This window comes from Vreelandella profundi (assembly GCF_019722725.1).
Lineage (GTDB): Bacteria > Pseudomonadota > Gammaproteobacteria > Pseudomonadales > Halomonadaceae > Vreelandella > Vreelandella profundi.
Genome location: NZ_CP077941.1, coordinates 384,554 through 402,550 on the forward strand (window position 1 = coordinate 384,554; position 17,997 = coordinate 402,550).

Annotated in this window: 17 protein-coding genes; 13 read left to right on the top strand and 4 right to left on the bottom strand. The window is 57.1% G+C overall.

What is annotated here, in order from left to right:
- The first annotated feature begins 4 nt into the window (after positions 1-4).
- Both KUO20_RS01830 and KUO20_RS01835 read left to right on the top strand, forming a co-directional pair.
- Positions 5-1,816: a single-stranded-DNA-specific exonuclease RecJ gene (locus tag KUO20_RS01830; protein ID WP_235041216.1), complete on the top strand. Its 1,812-nt coding sequence runs from the start codon at positions 5-7 to the stop codon at positions 1,814-1,816.
- Positions 1,817-1,869: 53 nt separating this feature from the next.
- Complete coding sequence (locus KUO20_RS01835; protein ID WP_235041217.1) at positions 1,870-2,499, top strand: YitT family protein; 630 nt, start codon at positions 1,870-1,872, stop codon at positions 2,497-2,499.
- Positions 2,500-2,559: 60 nt separating this feature from the next.
- Here the strand turns inward: KUO20_RS01835 and KUO20_RS01840 are convergent, their stop codons facing one another.
- Both KUO20_RS01840 and KUO20_RS01845 read right to left on the bottom strand, forming a co-directional pair.
- Entirely contained in the window at positions 2,560-5,082 is a 2,523-nt protein-coding gene (locus KUO20_RS01840; RefSeq protein ID WP_235041218.1) for a heavy metal translocating P-type ATPase, read from the bottom strand.
- The gene (locus tag KUO20_RS01845) at positions 5,079-5,504 is read right to left on the bottom strand and encodes a MerR family transcriptional regulator (protein ID WP_235041219.1); all 426 of its coding nucleotides are present in this window, start codon (positions 5,502-5,504) and stop codon (positions 5,079-5,081) included. Before KUO20_RS01845 ends, KUO20_RS01840 begins: the two co-directional genes overlap by 4 nt.
- A 274-nt stretch (positions 5,505-5,778) precedes the next feature.
- Here KUO20_RS01845 and KUO20_RS01850 point away from each other — a divergent pair, with 274 nt between their 5' ends.
- The 8 genes from KUO20_RS01850 to KUO20_RS01885 all read left to right on the top strand — a co-directional run bounded on the left by KUO20_RS01850 (position 5,779) and on the right by KUO20_RS01885 (position 13,790).
- On the top strand, positions 5,779-7,128 hold the full coding sequence (locus KUO20_RS01850; RefSeq protein WP_235041220.1) for an OmpP1/FadL family transporter: 1,350 nt from the start codon (positions 5,779-5,781) through the stop codon (positions 7,126-7,128).
- Positions 7,129-7,299: 171 nt separating this feature from the next.
- Positions 7,300-8,398 (top strand): peptide chain release factor 2 gene (gene prfB, locus KUO20_RS01855; RefSeq protein WP_096276043.1). Its coding sequence is split into 2 segments (ribosomal slippage): positions 7,300-7,374 and positions 7,376-8,398, totalling 1,098 coding nucleotides; the frame shifts between segments, so codons are not numbered across the junction.
- A 33-nt stretch (positions 8,399-8,431) separates the two neighbouring features.
- Entirely contained in the window at positions 8,432-9,970 is a 1,539-nt protein-coding gene (gene lysS / locus KUO20_RS01860) for a lysine--tRNA ligase (protein ID WP_235041221.1), read from the top strand.
- A gap of 84 nt (positions 9,971-10,054) precedes the next feature.
- On the top strand, positions 10,055-10,435 hold the full coding sequence (locus KUO20_RS01865) for a hypothetical protein (protein ID WP_235041222.1): 381 nt from the start codon (positions 10,055-10,057) through the stop codon (positions 10,433-10,435).
- A gap of 292 nt (positions 10,436-10,727) precedes the next feature.
- Positions 10,728-12,131 carry an MFS transporter gene (locus KUO20_RS01870; protein ID WP_235041223.1) on the top strand — a complete coding sequence of 468 codons (1,404 nt, stop codon included), beginning with the start codon at positions 10,728-10,730 and terminating at the stop codon, positions 12,129-12,131.
- A 42-nt stretch (positions 12,132-12,173) separates the two neighbouring features.
- Positions 12,174-12,482, top strand: a complete 309-nt coding sequence (locus KUO20_RS01875; RefSeq protein WP_235041224.1) for a BolA family protein — start codon at positions 12,174-12,176, stop codon at positions 12,480-12,482.
- Positions 12,479-13,348, top strand: a complete 870-nt coding sequence (locus tag KUO20_RS01880) for a hypothetical protein (RefSeq protein WP_235041225.1) — start codon at positions 12,479-12,481, stop codon at positions 13,346-13,348. The genes KUO20_RS01875 and KUO20_RS01880 overlap by 4 nt, the downstream gene beginning before the upstream one ends.
- Positions 13,338-13,790, top strand: coding sequence for a GNAT family N-acetyltransferase (locus tag KUO20_RS01885; protein ID WP_235041226.1), 453 nt, complete (start codon positions 13,338-13,340; stop codon positions 13,788-13,790). Before KUO20_RS01880 ends, KUO20_RS01885 begins: the two co-directional genes overlap by 11 nt.
- A gap of 32 nt (positions 13,791-13,822) precedes the next feature.
- On the opposite strand, the gene zapB is transcribed toward KUO20_RS01885, so the two are convergent.
- Positions 13,823-14,017, bottom strand: a complete 195-nt coding sequence (gene zapB / locus KUO20_RS01890; RefSeq protein ID WP_235041227.1) for a cell division protein ZapB — start codon at positions 14,015-14,017, stop codon at positions 13,823-13,825.
- Positions 14,018-14,155: 138 nt separating this feature from the next.
- Positions 14,156-14,764 carry a 16S rRNA (guanine(966)-N(2))-methyltransferase RsmD gene (gene rsmD / locus KUO20_RS01895; RefSeq protein ID WP_235041228.1) on the bottom strand — a complete coding sequence of 203 codons (609 nt, stop codon included), beginning with the start codon at positions 14,762-14,764 and terminating at the stop codon, positions 14,156-14,158.
- Positions 14,765-14,854: 90 nt separating this feature from the next.
- Here rsmD and ftsY point away from each other — a divergent pair, with 90 nt between their 5' ends.
- From ftsY to ftsX, 3 genes are read left to right on the top strand one after another with little or no spacing between them, the layout of a single operon-like run.
- Entirely contained in the window at positions 14,855-16,192 is a 1,338-nt protein-coding gene (gene ftsY / locus KUO20_RS01900) for a signal recognition particle-docking protein FtsY (protein WP_235041229.1), read from the top strand.
- Complete coding sequence (gene ftsE, locus KUO20_RS01905) at positions 16,189-16,857, top strand: cell division ATP-binding protein FtsE (protein ID WP_235041230.1); 669 nt, start codon at positions 16,189-16,191, stop codon at positions 16,855-16,857. The genes ftsY and ftsE overlap by 4 nt, the downstream gene beginning before the upstream one ends.
- Positions 16,854-17,897, top strand: a complete 1,044-nt coding sequence (gene ftsX, locus KUO20_RS01910) for a permease-like cell division protein FtsX (protein ID WP_235041231.1) — start codon at positions 16,854-16,856, stop codon at positions 17,895-17,897. Before ftsE ends, ftsX begins: the two co-directional genes overlap by 4 nt.
- Positions 17,898-17,997 lie beyond the last annotated feature (100 nt).

Below are 17,997 nucleotides of genomic sequence, written 5' to 3' on the forward strand. Positions count from 1 at the left end.
GCTAATGAACTCCTTGAATGAGTTGCCTCACGACACGCTGCCAGATAACGCCACCAGGCCGCGCTTGGAGCCTCGTCCTCTTGACGAGGCGCTCTACGCTCGCGCGCAAGCAGAGGGCCTAAGTGAGCTGCAGGCGCGCTTGCTGGCCTCACGATTGCCGGGTTATAGCGGTGAACTGCAGCCATTAATCGCGCCCAGCCTGCGGTATTTGGCGCATCCTAAGAAGCTTGCCGACGGCCGCCGTGCCGCCGAACGCATCGCCCAGGCGGTCGCCGAAGGCGAAACCATTGGCATTCTTACCGATTACGACGTCGACGGAATCACCTCGCACGTGGTGATTCGGCGCACGCTGGTTGAGCTATTTGGCGTGCCGGAAGGCAAACTGCACAGTTTGATTGGCCATCGTATTAACGACGGCTACGGTATTAGCCTGCCGCTGGTGGAGCGCACGCTCGCGCTCAAGCCCTTTCCAACGCTGGTGATCACCGCCGACTGCGGCAGTAGTGATGAGCCGCGTATCGCACGCCTAAAGGAAGCGGGTATCGACGTGGTGGTCAGCGACCACCACGCGCTGCCGGTGGAAGGCCCGCCCTCGTCGGCCTATGCCTGCGTGAACCCGACTCGCAGTGACTGCGACTACCCCGACAAAACCATCGCCGGCTGTATGGTGGCATGGCTATTAATGTCGCTTGCACGCGGCGTATTGATTGAATGGGGCGCACTGCCGGAATCGACGCCCAAGCTTTCGCCCTGGCTTTCCTACGTGGCGTTAGGCACGGTGGCGGACTGCGTCTCGCTGGGTGGCAGCCCCGCAAACCGCGCGGTGGTCAGCCAGGGCTTAACGCTGATTAATCGTATGGATGCGGCCTGCTGGCGGGCTATGGCTACGCGCTTAGGCGCTGACAGCGTGCCGTTTAATGCCGAGACGCTGGCGTTTCAGATGGGGCCACGTATTAACGCGCGTTCGCGGCTTGATGATCCCTACGCGGCGCTGCATTTTATGCTCGCTGAAAGTGATGCCGTTGCCAATCGTCAGCTCGACGTGCTGGATCAGGATAATCAGTCGCGCAAGGCCATTGAGGCGGATATGGCAGCTGAGGCGCGCACACTAGCGGTGAGTGCTCTGTCCGCTGACGAGCCTGCCGTCATAGTGTTGCTGGAAGATGGCCACCCTGGCGTGCAGGGCATCGTTGCCTCGCGATTAGTGCAGGCCTACGGGCGCCCTGCATTGGTGCTTACCCAGGCCGCGGCCCCCGGAATGCTCACCGGCTCCGGTCGCTCGATTGATGGGCTGCATCTGCGCGATGCGCTGCAGCGCACGTATGAACTTGTTCCTGAGGCGCTGCCGCGCTTTGGTGGCCATAGTGGCGCGGCGGGCGTCGGCGTACCACGCAGCCAGCTTGATGCTTTCAAGGCGGCTTTTTTGCAGGCGGTCAATGAGCAGCTGGGCGGGCGCACGCTTTATCCGCGCCTATGGACCGACGGTGAGCTTTCCACCGCGCAGCTTTCGCTGACGACGTTAAAAGAAATTGAAATGCTCGGCCCCTACGGGCGTGAGTTTGATCCGCCGCTGTTTGAAGGGCGCTTTATTGTCGAAGCGATGCGACCAGTAGGGGCCGATGGCTCGCATCTGATGCTGGAGCTTTCCACCGGCCCCGTAACCTGCAAAGCTATCTGGTTTCGTGCCTTGACGCCGGGCGAGCTGCCCGGGTTCAGCGTGGGGGACACGCTGCACTGCGCCTATAAGCTTAATCGCAATCGCTGGCGCGGCCGCGAATCCCTTCAATTAATGGTCGAGCACGCCAGCGCTATTTAAACCGTCCAACAAACTCGTAAACTCCCAACAACCTCCAAGTAAGGTCGCCCCTTATGCGCGTGGAAGATTTACCCAAAGACCAGCATCGCCCCTATGAAGATCTGATGGCGATGCTGCTGGGCACGTTTTTTGTCGCGCTGGGCGTTACCTTCTACACCCATGCGGTGCTTCTCACGGGTAGCACTGCGGGTCTGGCGCTGCTGCTGAGCTATATGACCAGCAGCGTCACCGGCTGGGGGTTTGGGGTGTATTTTTTCGCCATTAATCTGCCGTTTTATTACCTGGCCGTTAAGCGTATGGGCTGGAGTTTCACGCTGCGTACCTTTGCCGCCATTGGTCTGGTCTCGCTGTTTTCGGAACTCACCCAAGGCTGGGTGCAGTTTGCTAACGTGCCTTCGCTCTACGCGGCGTTAATGGGTGGTGCGCTGATGGGCATCGGTATGCTGATGCTGTTTCGCCACCGCACCAGCCTCGGTGGTATCAATATTTTGGCGCTTTACCTGCAGGATAAGCACGGCCTGCGCGCAGGCTATGTACAGCTGGCAATTGATGGAATCATTTTGCTGATTGCCTTGACTCAGCTACCGTTAGATCGCGTGGGTTACTCGGTGTTAGGAGCGTTAACGCTCAATCTGATTATCGCCCTGAACCATAAACCAGGGCGCTATGTTGGGGTCAGCTAAGCCAGAACCACCACACAATTAATGCAATCAGGCCTACGCCTGCGACGTTGATCAGTAAGCTCATGAGGCGTCCTCCTGGCTAGTGGGTTTCCACAGCCGCAGGCGGTTGGCGTTACTCACCACGGTGATGGACGAGAGCGACATAGCGGCACCTGCAATCATTGGCGAGAGCAAGGTGCCGGTGAGCGGGTAGAGCACCCCGGCGGCGATAGGAATACAGAGTAGGTTATAGCCAAACGCGCCCACCAGATTCTGCTTGATATTGCGCAGCGTTGCCCGGCTGATCTCAATGGCGGACGCGACCCCGTGCAGAGAGCCGCGCATCAGCGTTATGCCCGCACTCTCAATCGCTACATCGGTGCCCTGGCCAATGGCAAAGCCTACGTTCGCTCGTGCCAACGCGGGGGCATCATTAATGCCATCGCCCACCATGCCAACGATTTCGCCCGCCTGCTGGCGTCGCTCAATCTCGGCATGTTTGTCCTCAGGCAACAGGCCCGCTCTGTACTCGCTAATACCTACTTCCTGAGCAATCGCCTGGGCGGTGTGCTCGTTGTCGCCGGTGAGCATTACGATGGTCAGACCATCTTTTTGCAGACGTTTGATCGCGGCCACGGTGTCGTGGCGCAAAGGGTCGCTAATACCAAACAAGGCGGCCAGTTTGCCATCTACCGCTAGGTACACCAGCGTTCGCGCCCGGTCCTCCAGAGTGTGGGCTTGCTCCTCACTCGCGTGGAGATCCACCCCCGCTTCCGTCAGCAGGCGAGCATTGCCGAGGAGTAGCGCTTTGCCGTCGGATGTTTGCGCCTTCACGCCACCGCCGGTCACGCTATCAAAATGCTCAATCTCAGCGGTCGAAGCGTCATGTTCTGTGGCGTAATGCATCAGCGCCGTTGCCAGCGGATGTTCGGAGCCTTGCTCCAGCGCGAACACCCACCCCAATGCGGTGGATTGATCGGTGTCAAACATCTGCGCGTCGGTCACGCTCGGCTTGCCTTGAGTTAATGTGCCGGTCTTATCGACGACTAGCGTGGTGAGCTTGCTGGCGGTTTGTAGCGCTTCGCCGTTGCGCACCAATACCCCGTGTTCTGCCGCTTTACCGACGCCAATCATGGTCGAGATGGGCGTTGCCAGTCCCAGCGCGCAGGGGCAGGCAATGATTAGCACGGTGGTCGCCGTGACCAGCATATGGATGACCAGCGGTGCCGGCCCTAGGTTGAACCAGACCAGCGCCGTGAGTACGGCAATGATCATGACCGAAGGGACAAATACGCTGGAGACCTGATCGGCGAGCTCGCCAATCGGTGGGCGTGAGTTCTGGGCGCTTGCGACCTGTTCGGTAATCTGCCCAAGCCGAGTGTCGGTGCCTACCCGCGTGGCTTGATATACCAGCCCGCCACGGTCATTCACCGTACCAGCGCTGACGTCATCGCCAATGTGCTTAGCGACCGGCACCGGTTCGCCGGTAAGCATCGACTCATCAATGTGGCTTTGGCCCTCGGTCACCTGGCCGTCTACCGGTAGGCGCTCGCCGGGGCGTACTCGAACGTGGTCGCCAGAACGCACGGCATCAATCTCAATCTCCTGCTCGTGGCCGTCGCGGATGACCCGCGCAGTGCGGCTTTGCAGGTCGAGCAGACGCTTTAAAGCATTGCTAGTACGGCCTCGCGCGCGAAGCTCCATGGCATTGCCGAGTAAAATCAGCCCAATCACCATCGCGGAGGCTTCAAAATAAATACCCTGAGCCACCTCCGGTAGCCACGGTGCGAACAGTACCACCGCCATGGAGTACAGCCAGGCGGTGCCGGTGCCCATGGCAATCAGCGTATCCATATTGGCCTGATGATGCTTGATGCTCTTCCAGGCATTGACGAAAAAGTGACGCCCGGGAAAGACCATGACGCCTAGCGTGAGCAGACCAACGACTAACCAATAAAGACGCCCCATGCCCATCGGGTGAGGGTGAAAAAAGAACATGCTAAGCATGAGAGGGATGGCTAAGGCTAGCGACACAGCGCTGCCGCGCAGCCGCTGCCGATAGGTCTTGGCATCTTGCTCTGAGCGAGTGCGTTCGGCCTCAGCCATATCCACAATGGGGGCCGCACTGTAGCCCGCCGCTTCCACGGCGCTAATTAACGCCTGGGCAGTGGCGCTACCAAACACCTGAGCGGAGTGAGTGCCAAAATTGACGCTGGCGGTGTTGACACCTTCGGTGTGCTCAAGCGCTTTCTGAACGCTTTTTACGCAGCTGGCGCAGGTCATTCCGCTGATCGCTAAACGCTGTTCTTTGCCTGCTTCGCGGGTGCTTTCAGTGTGGTCAGCGGCGGTCGTCTCGTCAGGCTGTTGGGTCGTGGCGCTAAGGGGGCGCGCGTCCGGCGGATAGCCCGCAGCGGTGAGTTGTTGGTCCAGCGCTTCGTTGGTTAAGGTTGAAGAGACCTCCAGGCGTTGTTCCTCTGGCGTGCCAACGACGTCTGCCGCAGGGTCGATCTCTTGAATCGCTGCACGCATACGCTTAACGCAGCTTTGACAGCTCATGTCGGGTATATGGCGCGTTTTAAGAGCGCTACCATGGGAATCGCTCATGGTGTCTCCTCGGAAGCTGCATCGGGAAAGCTTTCAATCAAGCGGCACACGCTGTGTCCGTCAGGCGTGCCGTCGGGCATGTGTTGCCAGCTCACGAGGGCATGCTCCATACGCTCGGCCAGTGCTTCCAGCTCAGCAATGCGGGCGCGAATGTGAGGTAGGCGGCTGGCGAGCAGATCACGCACCAGCGGGCAGGGGGAGTCGCCCTGATCCGCGTGGGAAAGTATGTCGCGGATTTCAGCGACGCTAAAGCCCAGCTTGCGCGCCCGTTGAATAAAGCGCAGCCGTTCTAAGTCGGTATCTGAAAACAGCTGATAGCCGTTATCCGGGTGGCGCTGCGGGGCCAGCAGCTGCTCGCGGGCGTAATGGCGCACGGTTTCTGCGGTAACGCCTCCACGTTTGGCAAGCTCATTCACTTTCATGGCCGTCTCTCTCGCTTAAGCGAATCGTTGGATTTCATCATGCTTTTAAGTGTAGAACCTATGGGTTACCCATAGGTCAAGCTAGACTTAGTGAATGAGTGAAAATAACTAAAACACTGATTTAAAACGGTCGTACGACTAATGTATAAGCAAAAAATGAAATAAAACGCTCGTTTACTCTTGAACCTTTAGCGCAGTTGCGAGAAAACAGTCATGTGAAAAATAACGAAGTTGGATCGTCTGTATCCATCGGATCATCGGGAAGAGGTTCATCATGAATAATAAATTTAATAAGCTCACCCTGGCTGCTGCCATCACCGCCGCCTTTGCCAGCCAAGCCCACGCGGGCGGGTATCAAATCAACGAACAGAGTGTAAGCGGGCAGGGCTACGGCCATGCCGGGCGCAGCTCTAACATTAACGACGCCTCCATTGTTTATGGCAACCCGGCGGGTATGTCGTTTTTAGATCGTGCCCAAATTACCGTGGGTGGCACCTATTTAAATGTAAATACGGACCTTTCAAATGTGGAGGCTACCCGTAACATCGATTCCGGCGTTGCTCTGGGCGGCGCGCCTAATGGCAGTCAAATTCCCGTGGGCAGTATTCCCGGCGGCAACGATGGCGATATGGTGCCGGGTACTTTCATTCCCTTTGCCTTCTATGCACAGCCCGTTACTGATCAGCTAGCGTTTGGGTTTGGGGTGTACGCGCCGTTTGGCTCTAAAACTGAGTATGAAGATGACTTCCAAGGCCGCTATTTTGGTAATTACACCGAAGTGACGGTGGTGAGTGCTCAGCCGACGGTGTCTTATCGCTTTAACGATCAGTGGGCGGTAGGCGCTGGGGTTACCTACAACCGAGTGGAAGGCGAGCTGCGCCGTCAACTGCCCTCAAGCGCCGCCTTCGATGCTGCTGGCGATATCGATTCGCGCGTTGAGGGTGACGATGAGGCGTGGGGTTATAACTTAGGCGTTATCTATCGTCCGGTGACTGAAACAACGCTGGGTCTAACCTATCGCTCGAAAGTAGATTACAACTTGGAAGGCAGCTTTAGTGCGACCGACCCTATGGGCAACGTGTTGCGTGCTGATTCTGCAAGCCTCGACCTAACCACGCCTGAAACGGTTAACTTCTCGCTGACTCAGCAGATGACGGATCGCCTTAAGCTGATGTTTGGCGCCTCATGGGTGCGCTGGAGCCATTTTGATGAGATTTTGGTGAAAGGCAGCCAGGGCGACCAAATCACTCAAGAGCCGCAAAACTATTCGAACGCATGGGCATTTGCCACTGGCGGTGAATATCAGTTAACGCCTACGTTGGCGCTGCGTGTCGGGGTGACGCTCGACTTTACGCCGACCAATGATACAGACCGCAGCGTGCGTATTCCTTCGGATGATCGGCGTATCTTCTCGCTGGGAGCAGGTTGGAGCCCGACGCCTGATATGACGCTAGACTTTGCATACTCTTACCTCACCGAGCGCGGCACTTTTGTAGAGCAGGAACGTAATGATCTGCTAGCCAGTGCTGCCACGGGTGGCGCAGCCGTGGGTGGAGCGAACTATTCGGCCGACTACAAAAACGAAGCCCATGGTTTTGGCGCTCAGTTGACCTATCGCTTTTAAACATCTGCTAATGAGCTAGCATCGAAACCCGGCGCATGAACCGTGCGCCGGGTTTTTTATTGCCCTGACGCTGGCCATTGGATGCGGGGCGGGTCGGCTTTCGTTACACTATGTGCTTTTCTGATCGATACATCTCTGTACGATCCGAGCAGACCACGCTAGGGCAATCCCATGTTGGAAACCAACCCGATTCATAACCAGATCAAGGACCTGTCTGAGCGGACAGACGTTCTTAGGGGGTATCTTTGACTATGCCGAAAAGCAAGATCGGCTAGAAGAGGTCACCCGCGAACTGGAAGACCCCAATGTCTGGAACGATCCGGCCTATGCGCAGAAACTGGGCAAAGAGCGCGCCTCTCTTGAGGCCATTGTCGCCACCATTGATGATCTCGATCAGGGGCTAGGCGATAGCCGAGACCTGCTAGAGCTGGCTGAAATGGAGGACGATGAAGGCACGGTTGATGAAGTGCGTAAAGAGCTAGACAGCCTGCAGGCCGCGCTTGAAAAGCTTGAGTTTCGGCGCATGTTTTCCGGTGATATGGATCAAAATAACGCCTATCTGGATATTCAGTCGGGCTCTGGCGGCACCGAAGCGCAGGACTGGGCGAATATTTTGCTGCGCATGTATCTGCGCTGGGCGGAAAGCCACGGATTTAAAGCAGATATCAGTGAGATCTCTGCCGGTGAAGTGGCCGGTATTAAGTCGGCAACGGTACATATCCAGGGCGACTACGCGTTTGGCTGGCTGCGTACGGAAACCGGCGTGCATCGCTTAGTGCGCAAAAGCCCGTTCGACTCAGGCGGCCGCCGGCACACCTCCTTCGCATCGGTATTCCTATCCCCGGAAATTGACGATAGCTTCGAGGTTGAGATTAATCCCTCGGACCTGCGCGTTGACACTTACCGCTCTAGCGGTGCGGGTGGTCAGCACGTTAACACCACCGATTCCGCGGTACGGATTACCCACGAGCCAACCGGGATCGTAGTGGCCTGCCAAGGGCAGCGCAGCCAGCACGCTAACCGCGACTTTGCTATGAAGCAGCTGAAAGCGCGGCTGTGGGAACACGAAATGCAAAAGCGCAATGCGGCCAAGCAGGAAGCCGAGGATTCAAAAGCGGATATCGGCTGGGGCAGCCAAATTCGCTCGTACGTGCTTGACGATCAGCGCATCAAAGATTTGCGTACCAGCGTGCAGTCCAGCAACTGCGATAAGGTGCTCGACGGGGATATTGATCAGTTTATCGTCGCTAGCCTCAAGCAGGGTTTGTAATTTTTCACGGTTTGATTATCAACAGGGTGCCACATGGCTAACCAAGACGCGTCTGAGCAGCATGGCTCTGAAACACATGGCTCTGAACACCAGGAAAATCATCTGATCGCCGAGCGCCGGGCCAAGCTTGCCGCGCGTCGTGAACTGGCCGCCGAGCAGGGTAAGAGTGCGTTTCCGAATGATTTTCGCCGCGATAGTTTAACCGTCGAGCTGCAAAATAAGCTGGGCGACAAAGAAAAGGCTGACCTTGAGGCGCTGGATCATCACGCCTCGGTGGCAGGTCGCGTCATGCGCCAGCGCGGGCCGTTTATCGTTATTCAGGACGTGGCCGGGCAAATCCAGCTGTATGTGGATAAAAAAGGCCTGCCCGCTGATGTGCTAGACGATATTAAAAGCTGGGATATCGGTGACATCGTGGCCGCCCGCGGGCCCGTGCATAAGTCCGGTAAGGGCGATTTGTACGTCATGATGAAAGAGGCCCAGCTGCTGACGAAAAGCCTGCGTCCACTGCCGGATAAGTTTCACGGCTTGACCGATATGGAAGCCCGCTACCGCCAGCGCTATGTGGATCTGATTATGAATCCGCAGTCGCGTAAGGTGTTTGAAACCCGCGCGGCGGTGATCAGCTCCATGCGTCGCTTCTTTGAACAGCGCGGCTTTATGGAAGTAGAAACGCCCATGCTGCAGCCGATTCCCGGCGGTGCCGCAGCGCGTCCTTTCACCACGCACCACAACGCGCTGGATATCGACATGTATCTGCGTATTGCGCCTGAGCTTTATCTCAAGCGTTTAGTGGTGGGCGGCTTTGAAAAAGTCTTTGAGATTAACCGCAATTTCCGCAATGAAGGTCTATCGACGCGCCACAATCCAGAATTCACTATGGTGGAATTCTACTGGGCGTACGCGGATTATCGCGACCTGATCGATATGACCGAAGCGATGTTGCGCACGGCAGCCGAAGAGGTGCTGGGCAGCGCGGTGATTGACTATCAGGGCACTAGCTATGATTTCGGACAGCCGTTTGATCGTTTGACACTGCGACAGGCGATTCTGGATCACGGCGACGGCATTGCTGACAGCGATTTAGATTCACTAGAGGCTGCGCGGGCGGCGGCTGAGAAGCTCGGCATCAAGATCAAAGAGAGCTGGGGCCTGGGTAAGGTTCAAACAGAAATTTTTGAAGAAGTGGCTGAGCACAAACTCGACCGGCCGACGTTTATTATCGAATACCCGGCTGAAGTTAGCCCGCTGGCGCGGCGTAATGATGCCAATCCCTTCGTCACCGACCGTTTTGAGTTCTTTGTCGGTGGTCGGGAAATCGCCAACGGGTTCTCGGAGCTCAACGACGCCGAAGACCAGGCCGAGCGTTTCCGCGCTCAGTCGGCGGAAAAAGACGCAGGCGACTTGGAGGCGATGTATTACGACGCCGATTACATCCGCGCGTTGGAGTATGGCATGCCGCCTACGGCAGGCGAGGGCATTGGTATCGACCGTCTTGTCATGCTGTTTACCGACAGTCCCTCTATTCGTGACGTGTTGCTGTTCCCTGCAATGCGTCCTGAAGTGGACTAAACAAATTCTATAGCGGATGAAAAGTTGGTAAGGGCGCGTTATAGCGCCCATAATGGTCAACGTTTCGACGGCGAGGAGAATCCCATGAAACTGCTTAACCGCTCCGCATTGAGCGTCAGGCCGACCCAGCCCTTTGTGGACTGGATCAACGCGCTGGAACCCACCATGGGAGACGACGACCTGACCTTGGACGACGTCGAACGTGAAAGTACCATTTACCTGATCCCAGAGATGGATACACCGGAAGCGCTGGAAACGTTTGTGCGCGACCGCTATGTGGAAATTCTCAAAACGGAGCTGCGCGCTTGGGAAGAGGATGAGGGCCAGTGGCCGGAGAAGCTTGATTGGGCGCTGTTTCAAGAGTTTGTGCGCGTCGAGCACAGCTATCTAGCGATTGATCTAGATGACGAAACCGCGCTTGAAATATCAGAAGTGGATGACACGCTGCTGTTAGATAATGAGTAGGCGTAGCGTGCGAGCTGTATAGGCGCTGTTTAAAACGCGCTGTGCTAGGCCTAATCCTTGCTCGCCGACGTTTAAGGCAAGCCTAGCATTGGCGCACTTTGAAACCGGCTTAGGCCGGTTTCTTTGTTTCTAAGTGCTTGTTTTATAAGCGCTCTATTTCTAAGTACTCTATTTCTAAGTGTTTTGTTTCTAACTACTGTGTTTCCAAAGACTGTGTTTCCAAATATTTTGTCTCAAACTATTTTGTTGTTTTAGTCGTTTCGTTTAGGAACGCTCCTCTAGGAACTTCGCTATGCGATTGTTTGAAACCCGCCCCGGAGACGATGGCCTGCCAGGTCCCGAGCGCGCTCTGGCGGTGCTGGCGCTGGTAACTGGTACGTTAATGGCGGTGGTCGATACCACGATGATTAACCTGGCGCTGCCAACCATTGCCGCCGATTTAGATGTGCCCGCTTCGCGCGCGGTGTGGATTACCAATCTTTTTCAGGTCGTCTGCGCCGCGTTTCTGCTCGTCTTTGCGGGCATTAGTGAACTAGTCACCCGCCGCCGGCTGTATCTATTTGGGATAGGAATCTTTGTCGCGGCCTCGTTAGGGGCGGCGCTGTCGCGTAACTTGGAAACGCTGCTTGTCTTTCGTGCCTTCCAGGGGCTAGGCGCCGCGGCGACACTGTCGATAGGCCCATCGCTTTATCGGGCGATTTTCCCCTCGCGCCTGCTCGGCAGCGCGCTGGGCCTCAGCGCGTTAGTCGTTGCAGGTGGTTACGCCGCCGGGCCTACGCTGAGCGGGGTGATTTTATCTTTCGCCGACTGGCCTTGGCTGTTTGCCTTAAATGTTCCGCTGGGCGTGTGCTCTCTATGGCTAGCAAGCCGTGCGTTGCCCCGCGACAAACCGCGCCAAGGCAGCTTTGATGTGGCTGGTGCGCTGCTTTCCATGCTTATGCTGGCCAGCCTATTTATCGCCATGGACGCCATAGGCCACGCCGTGCCGATTTGGCAAAGCGGCGGCTGGGCGCTGCTGGCAGTGCTTGCTTGTTGGGGATTTATTATTCGTCAGCGCCGCGCACCTTATCCGCTCTTGCCGCTGAGCGTGTTTTCTGAGATGCGCTTTACGCTAGCGGTGTCGGCCTCTGGGCTAGCGTTTATTGGTCAAGGGCTGACGTTTGTAGCACTGTCTTTTTTCTACCAAGAGCAGATGGGATTTACGCCGCTGGAAACCGCCTGGCTATTCACACCTTGGCCGCTTGCCATCATGCTGGTAGGGCCGGTGGCAGGGCGCTTAGCGGACCGTATTAACCCCAGCGTGCTATCGAGCACGGGGCTAGGGCTATTAATTATTGGCCTGATTGCGCTGGCGTTAGTGGACGAATCAACCGGTGTGGCGGGCAGTCTGTGGCGCACCGCGCTCTGTGGAATAGGGTTTGGGCTGTTCCAGCCGCCCAATAATCGCGAAATGATGGGTAGCCTGCCGTTAGAGCGCAGCTCGAATGTGTCTGGCGTAATGAGCACGACGCGCACCGTCGGCCAGTCATTGGGCGTGGCGATAGTGGGTGCTGCGCTGGCGCTGGGTTGGCCGGTTCAGGTAACGCTATGGCTAGGGGCCGCAACGACGCTGCTGGCATTGCTGGCAAGCGTTGCGCGCATGCCGCTGGCGCGCCGCGCATTGCACGCCCGTCGGGCATCGTCGGCGGGTCACTAAGCGCGTACAATAAAATGATTTCTGATCTCAAGGAGAAATGACATGACGCTGCAGACACACATTGAGCAGAAGTTAACGGCATTAGCGCCTGACGTGCTGCAGGTTGAGAACGAAAGCCACATGCACAACGTGCCCGCTAACTCTGAAACTCATTTCAAGGTGACGCTTGTTAGCGAGCTTTTCAGCGGCATGATGCCGGTGAAGCGCCACCAGCAGATCTATGCGCTGTTGGCCGACGAGCTTTCTGGGCCGGTTCACGCCCTGGCACTGCATCTTTATACCGCCAGCGAGTGGCAGGCCCGGGGCGGCGAACGCCCCAACTCACCGAACTGCCATGGCGGCGAAAAGTGACACAGGAAGTTATTCGGCGGCATTACCTTGATGCTATGGGCATCACGGCCTGGGCCGCTAAATATCAGCTACCCCATGCACTGCCCACCGAGGCCTGTGAGTGGGAGGAGTCTGCGCCCGCGCCGACGCCGCCTCGTGAGCGCCTACAGGCGTTGTTGGATGATGCCCCAGCGCCAAGGCGAGCGGCGCCCGAGCTATCAGCGCCCAGCGATGTGACCGCTTCGCCCTCCGCGCTTCGCGCTTTGCTGGGCAACGATCAATCCGAGCAAGCCAAGCACGCTAGCGAGCCACTGGTTCAAGCAGCGTCGCCGCATTCTCAGCCAGATCAGGCGGTTGCCGCGCCTGATCTGGCGCCCGCCAAGCCGCTCGCTTTTTCACTGTCCTGCCTGTGTATTGACGGGCGCTGGCTGGTGCTGAATGCAGGTGAAATGACCGCGCTAGAGCAGCAGCTATTGATCAATCTGCTCTGTGCGGCGGGTATTCAAACCGGCGCGGCGCCAAGTATCACGCACTTTACATGGCCGCAGATGGCCAATGCCTTTGCCGTAGAAGACCCGCTGGATGAAGCCCGTGAAGGCTTGGCGGCCTTTGTTGCCGGGCGCGTCAATCGGCAGGGATGGCAATTAGAACGCCTACTATGGTGGGGAGAACTAGACGCTGATCAAGGCACATTAGATCGCGTCTTAAACGTGACCGGTGGGCAGAGCCATACGCTTTCGCTGCCGGTATGGCAGGGGCCAGCGCTTGCCTCACTGCTCGACAATGCGAGCAATAAGCGGGATCTTTGGCCTGCGCTTCAGCTATTGGGCCAGCAATGGGCGTCGGTGAACTTCACGGATACTTCTCAGGCGGCTGATGATCACTGAACTGGCGAGCGACGATTTAACGTTGCTCATCGCGCTGGAGAATCTGGCGCGAAGCGGTACCAGTGCTTCACAGCTGCAGGACGCGCTGAGCTGTCAGAAAACCAGTGTGCTGGGCTTGTGGCATCAGACGGCGTTAGTCGGCTATGCCATTGTGGTGCAACTGCCGTTTGACGCGGAGCTACAGGCGATAGGCGTATTGCCGACGTGTCGCCAGCAGGGCGCGGGGGGCGCGCTAATGGACGCCGTTTTAAAGACAGCTCAAGAGTGGTTGAGTGAGCGGCTGTTGTTAGAGGTGCGCGCCGATAATCTTAGCGCTATCCGGCTTTATCAGCGCAGCGGGTTTAGCGAAGACGGGCGTCGAAAGGAATATTATCCAGCTCGCCCAGCGGTTGAGGGTGCCGCCGGGCGTGAGGACGCGCTATTGATGTCTCGAATGCTGTAGTCGAGTACTTTAGCCGCGTGCCAGTGCGCTGCTTAAGATGCGCTGGCGTTATCCTGGCTGTCGAATTTGCTTAACAGGCTGTTGAGGCGACGCTCCCACTCTTCGCGCTCTTCTTTGAACTTGGCGTTTTCACCGCGCAGCTCTTCATTTTCCATCTTCATCATTTCTAGGGCGTCAACGGTATCGGTGACTTTCTGTTCAAGCTGATTAAATAGTTCCAGGCTCATGCATGTCTCCATAGAGTAAAAACGAGAACCAAAAAAAGTAACTAACAAAAAATAAGTACCCAGAAACAAGCGCCGTGCTTGCTAATAGGGACGAATGAGGCGAGCGTAACGCCGCTGTGGCGTGGCGGCAAGCGCTGTTTACGGCAATTGACGTTGGTAAAGCCGTGCGGTGCTTTCGCCGGCCTGAGTTTCGCGGTGTAACTGCCAATTTACAGGCACGTCCGGCGCCAGCGACGTCTCGGTTTCGAGATAAATCATTGCCTCACTGGCCAGCCAGCCACCGTTTTCTAGCGCGTGGCAGCACGCTGCGGCTAACTGCTGGTGAAAGGGCGGGTCTAGAAATACCAGCGAATACGGCTTTGCCGCTCGCGTTAGATACGCCTGCACATCGTTAATATGCACTGCGCTTGCGGTAATATTAAGCAGGGTAAGATTCGCCGACAGCTGCGCAGAGACGCGCGGGTCGCGCTCGACAAAGTCGACACACGCAGCGCCGCGTGACAGCGCTTCAATACCCAGTGCACCGGTGCCTGCGAACAGATCCAACACCGCTTGGCCGTAAAGCTCTTGGCCTAGCCAGTTGAACAACGTTTCACGCACGCGGTCTGGGGTTGGGCGCAGGCCAGGGCTGTCTAACACCGGTAGCTGGCGGCGGCGAAATTCTCCGCCAATAATGCGCAGTTTGCCCACCTGCTGAGCAGGCGCGCGACGAGAAGCGGATGAGCGTGAGGAGCGTTGTCGTGTCATGAAGCGGATTGTAGCGGGCTAGTTATCCAAAGTCTTGGGTTACGGTGTTAGCATAACCTCAATGTTCACTATTTATGTCGGGTAGCACTCATGTTTGGTTTTTTTAAGCGTAAAAATAAGCAAGATCCACAGCAGGCGCCTCAAGAGGAAGAGCAGCGGTTAAAAGAGCAGACCCAAGAGCAGGCTGATGAGGTGGAAATTGAGCCCGCACTTCCTCCTGAGCCTGTTGAAGAGGCCCCACAAGCGCCGGATACTTTGCCAGAGCCGACGCCCGCGCCAGAGCCCGCGCCAGAGCCCGCGCCAGAGCCCGCGCCAGAGCCCGCGCCAGAGCCAGAGCCAGAGCCAGAGCCAGAGCCAGAGCCAGAGCCAGAGCCAGAGCCAGAGCCAGAGCCAGAGCCCGCGCCCGCGCCCGCGCCAATCTCGCCCCCTGCTGTTTTGCAGGAAAAGCCAGGAGCGGAGAAAAGCGACAAAAAGGGCTGGTTTGCGCGGATTAAATCAGGCCTAGGCAAAACCCGCGCCAATTTGACCGACGGCATCGCCGATTTGTTTTTAGGTAAAAAGCAGATTGATGACGAGCTGTTAGAAGACTTAGAAACGCAGCTGTTGCTAGCTGATGTCGGCATTGAAGCAACGACGGAGATTATTGGGCGCCTGGAGGCGCGCGTCTCGCGCAAAGAGCTCAACAATCCCGAAGCACTCTATCGTGGTTTGCAAGAAGAGCTGACCACTATGCTGGAGCCGGTCGCCAAACCTCTTGTGATTGAAAAACGCTCACGCGATCAAGAGGGCAATGGGCCGTTTGTTATTTTAGTCGTCGGCGTCAACGGCGTGGGTAAAACGACCACCATCGGTAAGCTCACCCAGCGTTTTCAGCGCGAAGGTAAAAGCGTCATGCTGGCGGCTGGCGATACCTTCCGCGCTGCCGCCGTTGAGCAGCTAAAAGTATGGGGCGATCGTAATCGCGTGCCGGTGATTGCCCAGCATACCGGTGCCGATAGCGCCTCGGTTATTTATGACGCGGTAGCGGCTGCCAAAGCACGCGGTGTCGACGTGCTGATTGCCGATACCGCCGGCCGGCTGCATAACAAAAGCCACCTGATGGAAGAGCTGAAAAAAGTCCACCGGGTGATGCAGAAGCTAGATACCAGCGCGCCACATGAGGTGATGCTAGTACTGGATGCGGGAACCGGGCAAAACGCTATTTCTCAAGCCAGTACCTTTAACGATGCCGTGCCTATCAGCGGCATCACCTTGACCAAATTGGATGGCACCGCGAAGGGCGGCATTATTTTCGCACTGGCTAAGCAGCTAGGAACGCCGATTCGCTTTATTGGAGTGGGGGAGGGTATTGATGATCTTCGCCCCTTTGAGGCCAGTGATTTTGTGCATGCGCTGTTTGACCGCCAAGAGGATGATGCCAGCGCATGATCGCTTTTGAGCACGTGGGAAAGCGTTATGGCGGCCGTTTTGAAGCGCTAGCGCACCTCAATTTTCGTGTCGCCCGGGGTGAAATGGTATTTCTTACCGGTCATTCCGGCGCGGGTAAAAGCTCGCTGCTGCGCTTAATCATGCGCCTTGAAAAACCCAGCCGCGGGCGTGTCGTGGTGGCCGGCCACGATATTGCCCAGCTGCATGCTAGCCAGGTGCCGTTTTATCGCCGTCAAATTGGCGTCGTCTTTCAAGACCACCAGCTGCTCTTTGATCGCAGCATTTTTCACAACGTCTCGCTGCCTCTGGATATCCAGGGAATTGAGTCCCGCGAAACCGCTCGTCGAGTGCGGGCGGCGCTAGATAAGGTGGGGCTATTACACCGTGAAAAAGCACTGCCGATAGAGCTGTCTGGCGGTGAGCAGCAGCGGGTGGGTATTGCTCGCGCCGTGGTTAATAAACCGGCGCTGCTGCTAGCAGACGAGCCAACGGGTAACTTAGACCCTCAGCTTTCGGCGGATATTATGGCGCTGTTCGAGGATTTTAATCGCATCGGCACCACCGTCATGATTGCTAGCCATGACCTGGCCCTGATTGCTCGGCTGCGGCATCGTATACTGCGCTTGAGTGATGGTCGTCTCGTGGGCGACGAGGGCGCGCTATGAAGCCATCGGCTACTCCCAGGCGCCGCCAAGGAGCGGCGTTAAAAACGCCGCGTCGGCCGCCTGCCAAGGCACCTGACAATAACCCCCCTCAGCGAGGTGCTAAATCGCATCAGGCGCGCTTTTCAAGCCGCCTGCGGGCCTGGGGTCGCCACCACCGCAGCATGGCAGGGGACAGCTTCTACCGCCTGGTACGCTATCCGGTTGGCAATCTGCTGACTATGCTGGCGATTGCCATTGCGCTGGTGCTACCGGCAGCTCTCTGGCTAACGTTAGACAGCGCGCGCCTGCTGGATGCGGAGCTTGATGAAAGCGCAACCCTAACGATGTATCTAGAATTGGCCGCTGATGACGCTCAGGCTCGGCGTATTGAAGAAGCTGTGAATGCTGAGGGTAGCGTGCTTGAGACACAGCTGATCAGCGCGGATCAGGGCATGGTGGAGTTCCAGCAGGCGCTGGGGCTCGATGATGCGTTGGCTGGCCTGGATAATAATCCGCTGCCGATCAGCATCGTAGTGCGACCAGAAAGCGTTGACCCTGCGGCTATGCAACAGTTGGCCAACACGCTTGAAGCGCTTTCGGGCGTCGATGAGGTACGGGTCGATTTAGCCTGGGTAGAGCGGCTTAGAAACTTAGCCGAGCTTGGCCGTCGAGTTGCCCTGGCGCTAGGGGCGCTGTTCGGTTTAGGGGTGCTGCTGGTAGTTGGCAATACTATTCGCCTGTCGGTAGAAAGCCGCCGCCGAGAAATTGAAGTCGTCATGCTGATTGGCGCGACGCACGCCTTTGTTCGGCGGCCATTTTTATATAGCGGCGCCTGGTACGGTGTTGGTGGCGGCCTGTTAGCACTGGGGCTACTCGGCGTGGGCAATCACTGGCTATCGATGCCGGTGGCGGCACTGGCCGCCAGCTACGGCGCGAGCTTCTCCCTGCCTCAACTTGATGTGACGGGCTCTACAATTCTGCTATCTTGCAGTACACTACTAGGCTGGTTGGGCGCTTGGCTGGCGGTAACTCGCCACCTTTCAAGTATTCGCCCAAGATGACGCCGCTGGGTGGCAAAGGGTTTGAACCTTATCCACACAACCGTGTCTGTATGTATAGGTTAATTAAGGCGTGCTACGTCAACCACGATGGTTTACAGGG

Excerpts from the sequence above, each read along its gene's own strand:
- KUO20_RS01830 (WP_235041216.1), top strand. The coding sequence starts at position 5 with ATGAACTCCTTGAATGAGTTGCCTCACGACACGCTGCCAGATAACGCC.
- KUO20_RS01835 (WP_235041217.1), top strand. The coding sequence starts at position 1,870 with ATGCGCGTGGAAGATTTACCCAAAGACCAGCATCGCCCCTATGAAGAT.
- KUO20_RS01840 (WP_235041218.1), bottom strand. The coding sequence starts at position 5,082 with ATGAGCGATTCCCATGGTAGCGCTCTTAAAACGCGCCATATACCCGAC.
- KUO20_RS01845 (WP_235041219.1), bottom strand. The coding sequence starts at position 5,504 with ATGAAAGTGAATGAGCTTGCCAAACGTGGAGGCGTTACCGCAGAAACC.
- KUO20_RS01850 (WP_235041220.1), top strand. The coding sequence starts at position 5,779 with ATGAATAATAAATTTAATAAGCTCACCCTGGCTGCTGCCATCACCGCC.
- lysS (WP_235041221.1), top strand. The coding sequence starts at position 8,432 with ATGGCTAACCAAGACGCGTCTGAGCAGCATGGCTCTGAAACACATGGC.
- KUO20_RS01865 (WP_235041222.1), top strand. The coding sequence starts at position 10,055 with ATGAAACTGCTTAACCGCTCCGCATTGAGCGTCAGGCCGACCCAGCCC.
- KUO20_RS01870 (WP_235041223.1), top strand. The coding sequence starts at position 10,728 with ATGCGATTGTTTGAAACCCGCCCCGGAGACGATGGCCTGCCAGGTCCC.
- KUO20_RS01875 (WP_235041224.1), top strand. The coding sequence starts at position 12,174 with ATGACGCTGCAGACACACATTGAGCAGAAGTTAACGGCATTAGCGCCT.
- KUO20_RS01885 (WP_235041226.1), top strand. The coding sequence starts at position 13,338 with ATGATCACTGAACTGGCGAGCGACGATTTAACGTTGCTCATCGCGCTG.
- zapB (WP_235041227.1), bottom strand. The coding sequence starts at position 14,017 with ATGAGCCTGGAACTATTTAATCAGCTTGAACAGAAAGTCACCGATACC.
- rsmD (WP_235041228.1), bottom strand. The coding sequence starts at position 14,764 with ATGACACGACAACGCTCCTCACGCTCATCCGCTTCTCGTCGCGCGCCT.
- ftsY (WP_235041229.1), top strand. The coding sequence starts at position 14,855 with ATGTTTGGTTTTTTTAAGCGTAAAAATAAGCAAGATCCACAGCAGGCG.
- ftsE (WP_235041230.1), top strand. The coding sequence starts at position 16,189 with ATGATCGCTTTTGAGCACGTGGGAAAGCGTTATGGCGGCCGTTTTGAA.
- ftsX (WP_235041231.1), top strand. The coding sequence starts at position 16,854 with ATGAAGCCATCGGCTACTCCCAGGCGCCGCCAAGGAGCGGCGTTAAAA.